Origin of the sequence: Candidatus Paracaedimonas acanthamoebae, from assembly GCA_017307065.1 — a bacterium.
Classification (GTDB): Bacteria; Pseudomonadota; Alphaproteobacteria; order Caedimonadales; family Caedimonadaceae; genus Paracaedimonas; species Paracaedimonas acanthamoebae_A.
In genome coordinates, this window is sequence record JAFKGL010000042.1 from 1 (window position 1) to 8535 (window position 8535).

11 protein-coding genes are annotated in these 8535 nt (G+C 39.5%); 5 read left to right on the top strand and 6 right to left on the bottom strand.

Going from position 1 to position 8535, the window contains the following annotated elements:
- The 6 genes from J0H12_07465 to J0H12_07490 form a co-directional block, all read right to left on the bottom strand.
- The coding region (locus tag J0H12_07465; protein MBN9413736.1) for a hypothetical protein at nucleotides 1-705 on the bottom strand (705 nt) is incomplete at its 3' end.
- Nucleotides 706-1071: 366 nt separating this feature from the next.
- A complete protein-coding gene (locus J0H12_07470; GenBank protein MBN9413737.1) occupies nucleotides 1072-1572 on the bottom strand; it encodes a hypothetical protein in 501 nt (166 codons plus the stop codon).
- Nucleotides 1573-1645: 73 nt separating this feature from the next.
- Nucleotides 1646-2023 (bottom strand): hypothetical protein, encoded by a 378-nt coding sequence (locus tag J0H12_07475; protein ID MBN9413738.1) that lies wholly within the window; start codon nucleotides 2021-2023, stop codon nucleotides 1646-1648.
- A 64-nt stretch (nucleotides 2024-2087) separates the two neighbouring features.
- Nucleotides 2088-4178, bottom strand: a complete 2091-nt coding sequence (locus J0H12_07480; protein MBN9413739.1) for a copper-translocating P-type ATPase — start codon at nucleotides 4176-4178, stop codon at nucleotides 2088-2090.
- 91 nt (nucleotides 4179-4269) lie between these two features.
- Nucleotides 4270-4719, bottom strand: a complete 450-nt coding sequence (locus tag J0H12_07485; protein MBN9413740.1) for a MerR family transcriptional regulator — start codon at nucleotides 4717-4719, stop codon at nucleotides 4270-4272.
- 180 nt (nucleotides 4720-4899) lie between these two features.
- Complete coding sequence (locus tag J0H12_07490; protein MBN9413741.1) at nucleotides 4900-5541, bottom strand: hypothetical protein; 642 nt, start codon at nucleotides 5539-5541, stop codon at nucleotides 4900-4902.
- Nucleotides 5542-5744: 203 nt separating this feature from the next.
- On the opposite strand from J0H12_07490, the gene J0H12_07495 reads away from it, so the two are divergent.
- The 5 genes from J0H12_07495 (at nucleotide 5745) to J0H12_07515 (ending at nucleotide 8518) form a co-directional block, all read left to right on the top strand.
- Entirely contained in the window at nucleotides 5745-5954 is a 210-nt protein-coding gene (locus tag J0H12_07495) for a helix-turn-helix domain-containing protein (protein ID MBN9413742.1), read from the top strand.
- A 14-nt stretch (nucleotides 5955-5968) separates the two neighbouring features.
- On the top strand, nucleotides 5969-6469 hold the full coding sequence (locus J0H12_07500) for a hypothetical protein (protein MBN9413743.1): 501 nt from the start codon (nucleotides 5969-5971) through the stop codon (nucleotides 6467-6469).
- Entirely contained in the window at nucleotides 6459-7940 is a 1482-nt protein-coding gene (locus tag J0H12_07505) for a hypothetical protein (protein MBN9413744.1), read from the top strand. The genes J0H12_07500 and J0H12_07505 overlap by 11 nt, the downstream gene beginning before the upstream one ends.
- Nucleotides 7941-7942: 2 nt before the next feature.
- Complete coding sequence (locus J0H12_07510; GenBank protein MBN9413745.1) at nucleotides 7943-8104, top strand: hypothetical protein; 162 nt, start codon at nucleotides 7943-7945, stop codon at nucleotides 8102-8104.
- A 75-nt stretch (nucleotides 8105-8179) separates the two neighbouring features.
- Nucleotides 8180-8518, top strand: coding sequence for a hypothetical protein (locus J0H12_07515; protein ID MBN9413746.1), 339 nt, complete (start codon nucleotides 8180-8182; stop codon nucleotides 8516-8518).
- The last annotated feature ends 17 nt before the right edge of the window (nucleotides 8519-8535 follow it).

Consider the following 8535-nt stretch of genomic DNA (forward strand, 5'->3'; position numbering starts at 1 on the left):
GCTCTTAAAAAAATTAAGATAGCCATTTGTCTTAAGGCTATAGTCTAAGCCGTAACTTATGCCTGCGAGCCATTTATGGGTATTATACAGAGAAGCCATGTAAGCGGTAGGAACAGCGACAACGAGACCAAGCGTATGAGAAGCAAGATAGCCAGGAAGCGGTAATTTACTTTTTTGTAAAAGGATCTTTTCCTCGTCTGATTGCGGATCAAAACCTTCCAAAAGATTAAAGTAGGCCCAAGCGCCCGTTCCTGATGTTGCTATCGTATTCGTAATTTCCATTCCCCAAGCTAAAATTCCATTCCCACCTCCTGCTTGTCGTGCTATTTGAAAGTAAGGGACACCTGCTGAGCTGCCAAGCACAACGCAAATACCTTGAGTTCCAGAATGTAGAATTCTTTTAAGCTTGGATTCTGGTATATTTTCTTGTTGAACAAGATATTTCTGAATGAAAGAATAAAGATGACTCTCTTCCTCTCCATTTCCTCCATCAATAAATGGGGTTAATTCTATATCAGGCGAGTCTACGTTTTCAACTTTTATAAGACCACGAGAGGAAGCATTGAATAAGATTTCTTCTTCATTTAGCATTGTGGAAGCATTGCTAGAACTTAGAAACCCAAGAAAACAAAGCATGGAACATATTATAAGAAAATGATGAAAAATCCGCCTTTTAATTATAGGTATTCTGCGATTTTTATTCATTTCTATTTTCCTTTATTGCAGTTTTTGGCGAACTGACCAGCTCCCAAATTTGAGAATAAATTTTTATTAAGATAAAGCCATTTTCTGCATTAAAAATGAGTAAACTCATACTGAACTAACGTCAGTATTAGGTATTTTGGCATTATTTATCCTTTTAAGCAAGCCAATGGACACACATTTCCCTAAATGGATAATTTTATGAAAAATGAAGCCTCTAATCATAGCTTCAGTCACTTGGAGAGGCAAAGTTGGCTTTGTAGCGTAAATCAAATGACAGGTTAGAGTTACCCTTATAGTTTCCGCTTCAAGCAATTTTAACTGACTTTGGCATACCAGCTTTAGTCACTTTGTTAAGGAGGCAACATATTAAATGTGCCTCTGCCTGCTGATTATTCCAGTTCCTTGAATTAAGCTTTCTGCCAAAATAATTTTTAGACGATAAAAGGTGTTCTCAACCTTATTTCGACAGCCATAGTAACTTTTATGATACCAGGTCCGATAACCTTTTTTCTTAATATAACTCATGCCTTTGATGCTAATCAGATTCTTATATCCTGAAAGGTTTTGAGCAAAAGAAGTAATTTCTTTCTCAAGCTTCTTAAGGCTTTTCCTGATGGCTTCTAATTGTTCAGCAATAATATCGATCTCAATCTGTTCTAAAGAAAGCCAAGTGTGCTCTTGAGTCACACGCTCAAATCCTTCTTTAGAAGTGAGCACTTCTTTCTTAATCTTGATGCCATTACTGTTAAAAAGACTATGAATTTTATTAATTAAAGAAACACGTAATTTAACCAGTTGGTCCTGTGTCTGTAGCAAAGATATTAACTGAGTATATTCTGGCTTTTTAATACGTGCTTCTGGCAGCATATCTTTACTCAAGAATAAAGCAATAGCACGAGCGTCAAATCAACAGAACTCACGAGGGGCTAAATAACCGCTATTACTTGATTGGCCTCAACCTTGTCTCCTGTCGTGGGCATGGGGTGGGTGGGGCAACCACTCTTGAGGCTTGAAGAACATGCACTTGAGCATAGCCATTAGGGCTTGCAACAACTTTAGCAGGGAGCAGCACATACTGAGGACGATCAACATCTTGTGCTTGGAAAACCTTAAGATTAGCCGTACGTTGCTTTTGTTGAGGTAAAAAGACTCTTTGAAGCATGCTTAAATCACTGGGAACAGAATCTAAAGTCGAAGCACTTTCCTGCGGAGAAGGCTTACTTTCTCCATGGTCCTCACCCCCATGGGCAAGCCCTTCAAAGGTAAAGAGCAAAAACGCAAAGACATAGATTCTCACTAAATTAAAATTTCTGCTCATTGCCTGCCTCCCTCAAATATTTATCATTAAAGTAAAGAACTTTAAATATTCTTAATATAATTTATTAAAATTTTAAATTCCTTAACCTCAAGGCATTCCAAATAACGGAAACAGAACTGAAGCTCATGGCGGCAGCAGCGACAATTGGATTTAGCAAAATTCCAAAGACAGGATAAAGGACGCCAGCGGCTATAGGAACGCCCAATATATTATAAATAAAGGCAAGAAAAAGATTTTGTTTGATATTTTTTACAATACTAACACTCAATTGCTGTGCTTGTACAATTCCTCTCAAATCACTTTTTACAAGGGTAATTCCTGCACTATGAATAGCAGCATCGGTCCCACTTCCCATAGCAATGCCGACTTCCGCTTGGGCAAGCGCAGGGGCATCATTAATCCCATCACCTGCCATAGCCACCTTTGCCCCTGATGCTTGTAGAGATCTAATAATTTCTAGCTTATCAGCTGGTAAAGCGCCTGCTTTTACGTTTTTAATTCCAAGCCTATCGGCAATAGTTTTTGCTGTGGTCTCATGATCACCTGTAACCATATAAATCTTTATGCCTAAATCTTTTAGATGATTAATTGCTTCCTTTGAGGATTCTTTGATAGGATCAGCGATACCGATTATGCCTTTTATTTCTCCATCAATGGCAATGAATATCACTGTTTGTGCTTCTTTTCTTAGTTTCTCAGTTTGGTTAATAAAGGGTGATGTATTCACATCATGTTCATCGAGAAAGCTTTTACTTCCAACCATGATTTCCTGGCCTTTTATACGTCCTCTTGCGCCTTTACCAGTAATTGTTTGGAAGTCTTCAACCTTTAATAAAGATAATTTCTTTTCTTGCGCTTTCATAACAATTGCTTGTGCTAAAGGATGCTCGCTCGCAATCTCTAAGCTTGCCCCATAGTGCAAGAGCTCATCTTCTGTGAAGGAATTATTTGGAAGAACTGTAATAACTTGGGGCTTGCCAAGGGTTAAAGTTCCTGTCTTGTCAACAATAAGGGTATCTACTTTTTCTAAAGCCTCTATGACTTCTGCATTTTTAATGAGGATTCCTCTTTGAGCGCCTAAGGCTGCCCCAACCATAATTGACATCGGTGTTGCAAGCCCTAAAGCACAGGGGCAAGCAATAATAAGAACTGCAACTGCGTTAATAATCGCATGGTTAAGCCGAGGTTCAGGACCGATCAGGTACCAAACAACAAGAGTAATGATCGCGGCTAAGATAACGAGCGGCACAAAATAAGAAGATATAGAGTCAGCAAGTTTCTGAATAGGAGCTTTCGTTCTTTGAGCCTCACTCACAAGCTGAACTATTTTGGCAAGTAGAGTTTCCCCTTCTTCTTTTTCAACCCTCATAAGGAACGACCCTGCTCCATTGAGAGTTCCTGCTATAACCTTTGAGCCCTTGATTTTTTCAATTGGAACAGGCTCCCCTGTGACCATGGATTCATCCACCAGGCTTGTTCCTTCAAGCACAATCCCATCAAGAGGTATTTTTTCGCCAGGACGTACTCTTAAGACATTTCCCATTCTTATATTGCTAATTTCAATATCGTGTTCATGACCATTCTCTTTCACAAGTCTTGCTATCTCAGGCATAAGACTTAAAAGAGATTTGAGAGCTTGATTGGTCCTCTCTCTTGCTTTTAGCTCTAATACTTGCCCTAAAAGAGCAAGAGCTGTAATGAGTGAGGCTGATTCAAAGTATAAAGCAGCTTCACCACTATGTAGTGCTGTTGGTGGAAATAAATGAGGCCAGAATAAGGCGACGCAGCTATAAATATAAGCAGTTCCAACCCCTAAAGCGAGCAGCGTAAACATATTGAGGCTTTTATTCTTCAAAGACATTGCGGCTCTTTGAAAAAATGGCCATCCAGCCCAGATAACGACTGGAGTTGATAAAATAAATTCACTCCACCTTAAGAAGAATGAAGACAAATTATTGAAGATATCATCATTGATCATAGGTCCCATAGAAAGCAAAAGAACAAAGGCTGAAAGGATGGCAGAACTCCAGAAGCGTTTCTGCATGTCTTCAAGTTCTACATTATGTTCCTCATTGAGTGAAATTGCTTTAGGCTCAAGCGCCATCCCACATTTAGGACAGATACCAGGTTTTGAACTTATAACCTCAGGATGCATAGGGCATGTATATTCCATAGCACTTACTTGAGTCTTTTGCAGAGTGAGTGTTTGCTTCATATGATGTATAGAACAGCATGCTTGTTTCTTATTATCTTCCATGGCTATTTTCCTTAAGTTCTTCTTCTGTACTAGCTTCAAATGCCTCAATAATAGGACACTCTTCTATTGTGCCTTCTCCTTTGCAGCATCCAACAAGCTGCTCAAGGCTATTCTTAATTTTTTGAAGGTTTTCTATTTTTTCTTTGATCAATTCAATCTTTTGAAGAGATTTCTGATAGACGTCATGTCGAGCACTTAAGGTATTATTCTTGAGGGAAAGGAGTTCTTTGATCTCCGCTAAAGAGAAACCTAATTCTTGAGCTTTTTTGATGAAACGAACACGTTTTACATCTTGGTCAGAGAATATTCGATAGCCTGAAGCGGTACGGTTGGGTTTACTTAAAAGAGACTTGCGCTCGTAAAAACGAATTGTTTCAATTCCAACACCAGCCTTTTGGGCTATTTTCTTAATAGTAAGTATCTTATTAGATGGCTTCATAATATTTCTCTTAACTCTCTTCTATAAGCTCAGTCTAAACCCTGTACTTAAGTGTAAGGTCAAGAGGTAAATAATAAGCTAAGAATGTTTGACATACTGATGGTCTAAAAGTGAAATTTGTACTTTGTACAAATGATAATATCACTATTAAGCGTTAAGACTATTTGGGAAAATTTTACTCTAGCGCCTAAATACCCAATTAATTCTGGCTGCGCGCTTAATCTTGACATCAAAGATGGTAGGACCTAACACACTCGATGAATTAATCGCTTTTAAGTTATAGGCGCCTTGCTCTGAGGTTGGCTCAATGTAACGGAGCATCAACCCCCCATTTTCTAATTCTATAATCAGAGGCTCATCCGTAATGAAGGCTATTTGCTCCTGGGGGATAATTTTACCTGCGACGTGATCCCCTGGTTTGTAAAAAGGAAGTGCGCTATCATCAAAAATCACAAGCATTAAAGAATCTTTATAGAACTCTTTAAAAGAGGCGGTTGCTCGCCATATGAACTCTTCTTCATCACTGATCGACAGGGGCAGGAAATTAGAATTTTGAAGAGATGCTAATCCTAAATCTATGGGGCCAGCCCCTTTTCCTGATATGATCCACTCAGAGGTTACTTTAATACCTTCTTTGCTCAAAATGCTTACTAGATTTTCAGCGACTTCTTCCGAAAAAGCTGATGTTCCGTTTTCCCAAGCTGCTAAGGAATTAGCACTTAGTTTATGCTTTTTTGCAAAGATCGTACGCGGAAGTCCAGTAAGGCTTCTTGCTTGTTTTAGTCTTGCTGCTGCCTCTTTATCTGGCTGTCTCACATTCATAAGTATATCTTTCCATCTACTCTATTGTTCTATGTCGTTTATTTAACATCTATATAGCCACATCTTTATCTATCAATCAACTAATAATTTATTATAAATGCTATATTGTTAGATGCTATATTAACATTGTTAATATATTGACATAATTACCTGCTGGGGCTATCTTGCTTATTAATCTCATAAAAAAGAGGAGAAAAAACCCCATGGACAATAGATTTTTAACCCCTACAGCTTTAGCTCAACGATGGAACCTTGAGCCTAATACACTTGGGCAATGGCGTTGGAATGGTCGAGGGCCTAAGTATCTTAAAATTGGGCGCAACGTTTTATATCGCTTGTGTGATGTTGAAGAGTTTGAAAATCGCAGCCTTCGGCAGCATACGTCCCAGACTTTTATTGATGAATCTAATTAGACGAGCGATTTCTTATGCAGACAAGACTTCTTATTAATGAGGCACCTTTACAAATATTCCCGACTCTAGCAAGAAAAATTGGCTTAAATGAAGCTATTGTGCTGCAGCAAATGCATTATTGGCTTCATCGGAATAGGGATAAATCTAGAAATAGCCATAGGGTTTACAACACCTCTGAACAATGGCAAAAGCAGTTCCCATTCTGGTCAATAGATACCTTAAGGCGCACTATTGTCTCTTTAAAGAGTCAGGGTCTCATCATTGACACCAAGGTAAACCAAAAGAAACCTAATCAATGCTTTGGTTACACAATCAACTATGAGGCATTAGAGAACATCAAAGCATGTAACAATCGAACAGGTCAAAATGACACGATCGAAGAGACACTCCGCACATCCGATCGTAGCAAAATGACACGATCGATTGTAACAATATGCCCAGAGCAAATTGACACAATCGAAGATAACAGATGCTCTGCATCTCATGGCTACAAGGAATACTTTTATGAGTCTTAATCTAGAACATTCCTTAGCATCGCCATCCTTACTTAAAAGCCGCCTTCTTATGGATGAAACTCCTCTTCAATTGCTGCCAACCTTAGCGACAAAGGTAGGCTTAAATGAAGCTATTATCCTGCAGCAAATGCATTATTGGCTTACATCTCGCCATAATAAGAATTTTATTAACAATCGCCATTGGGTCTATAATTCTTATGAAGAGTGGCATCAACAGTTCCCTTTCTGGTCAAAAGAGACCATTAAAAGAACCATTTATTCCCTTGAAAAGCAGAAGCTTATCGTAAGTTGCAAACTGCATGAACAAAGGCTTGATCATCGCAAATGGTACACCATCAACTATCAAGAATTAAAGGGGGTTAAACCATGTCATAATCGATTGGGGCAAAATGACACGATCGAACAGCAATTTGTAACAATCGATCGTAGCAAAATGACACGATCGAACGTAACAAAACGACACGATCATTATAAGGAACAGAGATTACATACAGAGATTACTCATAAAACCCTCTCTCTAATCTCTCCCCCTAATGCCCCAAGTAGTCTTCACGAGACACACGAGGAAAAGAGAGAAGAGATTGGATTAAAAATGATTGAGATGTTCTCAAAGCATGTTCTTCAAGGCCAAGAGCTTCTCCCTCATCCTGAGAGAAAGAGCCAACTCAAGCACGTCTTAAACACTCACCTCAAAGGGAATCTTGAGAACTGGGAGAGAGTCTGCCAGAATATCACAAAATCCAAATTTTTGATGGGAGAGGCTCAAGCCTCAAGCTTTAAAGCGACGCTGGATTGGGTGATCGCAAAAGATCATGCCATCACGATTTTTGAAGGAAATGCTTACGGCATTGGCGATCGAGTGATCTCTAATACCCCAACAACCTCTTCAGAAGAGGCGCTAGAAGCTTTTATGCTTGAGTTTGCAACTTCCAACAAACATCCCCTCTGGATTCAAGCAGGACTTATTCTCTCGAAGAAAGTTGGGTTTTGCATCTTCAAGGGTTGGATTTCTGTCCTTGACATTCTTGAGATCCAAAATGACCACGTTACCCTTAGTGCCCCTTCCAAATTTATTCGAGATTATGTGAGCAAAAACCTCATGAATTTCCCCATCCAACAAGCTTTAGAATCAGTGTTAAGGTATGAGATTAGATTTGTGCTTGTGAATACTGGCTCTAACTCAGAAAGCAAGCCTGAGGCACCTCAAGAGGAAACGCAACACGACTCCATCCTTGGGAAGGGTGAACAGGACTTTAGCCAAGCACCTGCTCTTAGTAAGCAAAACACTATTGTTTTCCCTCCAAATCAGCCTCAAATGCAGAATTTAACTGCCCCACCCTTGGATATCAACAAAGGCATATTCCTCCCTCTCAGAAACCCCTTTTTTGGCAGTTCTGATCCCCCACTAAAGCCACCCAACACTCAAGAATTACAAAATGAATACAACGAACATTACTTACGAAAGGAATAAAAATGAAGTTAACACTTATCAAAAAATCCCCCTTTACCAGCCTTGAACGAGATACCGTACTCACTGAGGCACAAAAACAATTTCAAATGAGGAACTTAAAGAAAATGATCCGCTTTATGAAAGCCCAGCTTAAACGCTTAGAGAAGGAAGTAACAATAGACTAGACAGAGGCTGCGCAAAGACTTCGACCTCTCACGCGCAGGCCTCTGGTACACCAACACTAACAATGGAGTGAATCAATGTACAACACACTTATACCCTATTTTAAAGAGAAAAGGGTAACTTTAAATATCCCAAAAGCTCTTAAGAGATCTGTAACTCTTCTTGGGATCTCTCTTTATCACACCACCCTTCAAGCTGCTGAAAATGACATGGTTTTAAAGGACGTCTTCGCCAAGATTGAAAAAACCCTCACAGGTGGTGGTTTTAGGCTTGCCACTATTGCAGGGGGGCTTGGGGGTATTGTCATTTCAGGCGTTAAAGGAAACTGGCCTGTTGCTGGACTTTTCTTAGGTCTTGCTGTCACAGCCCATGCCTTCGTGGACTGGGTTAAAGCCAGTTACACGTTTTTAATTTAAGGAGTGTGCGATGCGAG

What these genes read in the sequence shown, in the direction of transcription:
- J0H12_07500 (MBN9413743.1), top strand. Translation starts at nt 5,969, where the DNA reads ATGCAGACAAGACTTCTTATTAATGAGGCACCTTTACAAATATTCCCG.
- J0H12_07510 (MBN9413745.1), top strand. Translation starts at nt 7,943, where the DNA reads ATGAAGTTAACACTTATCAAAAAATCCCCCTTTACCAGCCTTGAACGA.
- J0H12_07470 (MBN9413737.1), bottom strand. Translation starts at nt 1,572, where the DNA reads ATGCTGCCAGAAGCACGTATTAAAAAGCCAGAATATACTCAGTTAATA.
- J0H12_07495 (MBN9413742.1), top strand. Translation starts at nt 5,745, where the DNA reads ATGGACAATAGATTTTTAACCCCTACAGCTTTAGCTCAACGATGGAAC.
- J0H12_07480 (MBN9413739.1), bottom strand. Translation starts at nt 4,178, where the DNA reads ATGCATCCTGAGGTTATAAGTTCAAAACCTGGTATCTGTCCTAAATGT.
- J0H12_07475 (MBN9413738.1), bottom strand. Translation starts at nt 2,023, where the DNA reads ATGAGCAGAAATTTTAATTTAGTGAGAATCTATGTCTTTGCGTTTTTG.
- J0H12_07505 (MBN9413744.1), top strand. Translation starts at nt 6,459, where the DNA reads ATGAGTCTTAATCTAGAACATTCCTTAGCATCGCCATCCTTACTTAAA.
- J0H12_07515 (MBN9413746.1), top strand. Translation starts at nt 8,180, where the DNA reads ATGTACAACACACTTATACCCTATTTTAAAGAGAAAAGGGTAACTTTA.
- J0H12_07490 (MBN9413741.1), bottom strand. Translation starts at nt 5,541, where the DNA reads ATGAATGTGAGACAGCCAGATAAAGAGGCAGCAGCAAGACTAAAACAA.
- J0H12_07485 (MBN9413740.1), bottom strand. Translation starts at nt 4,719, where the DNA reads ATGAAGCCATCTAATAAGATACTTACTATTAAGAAAATAGCCCAAAAG.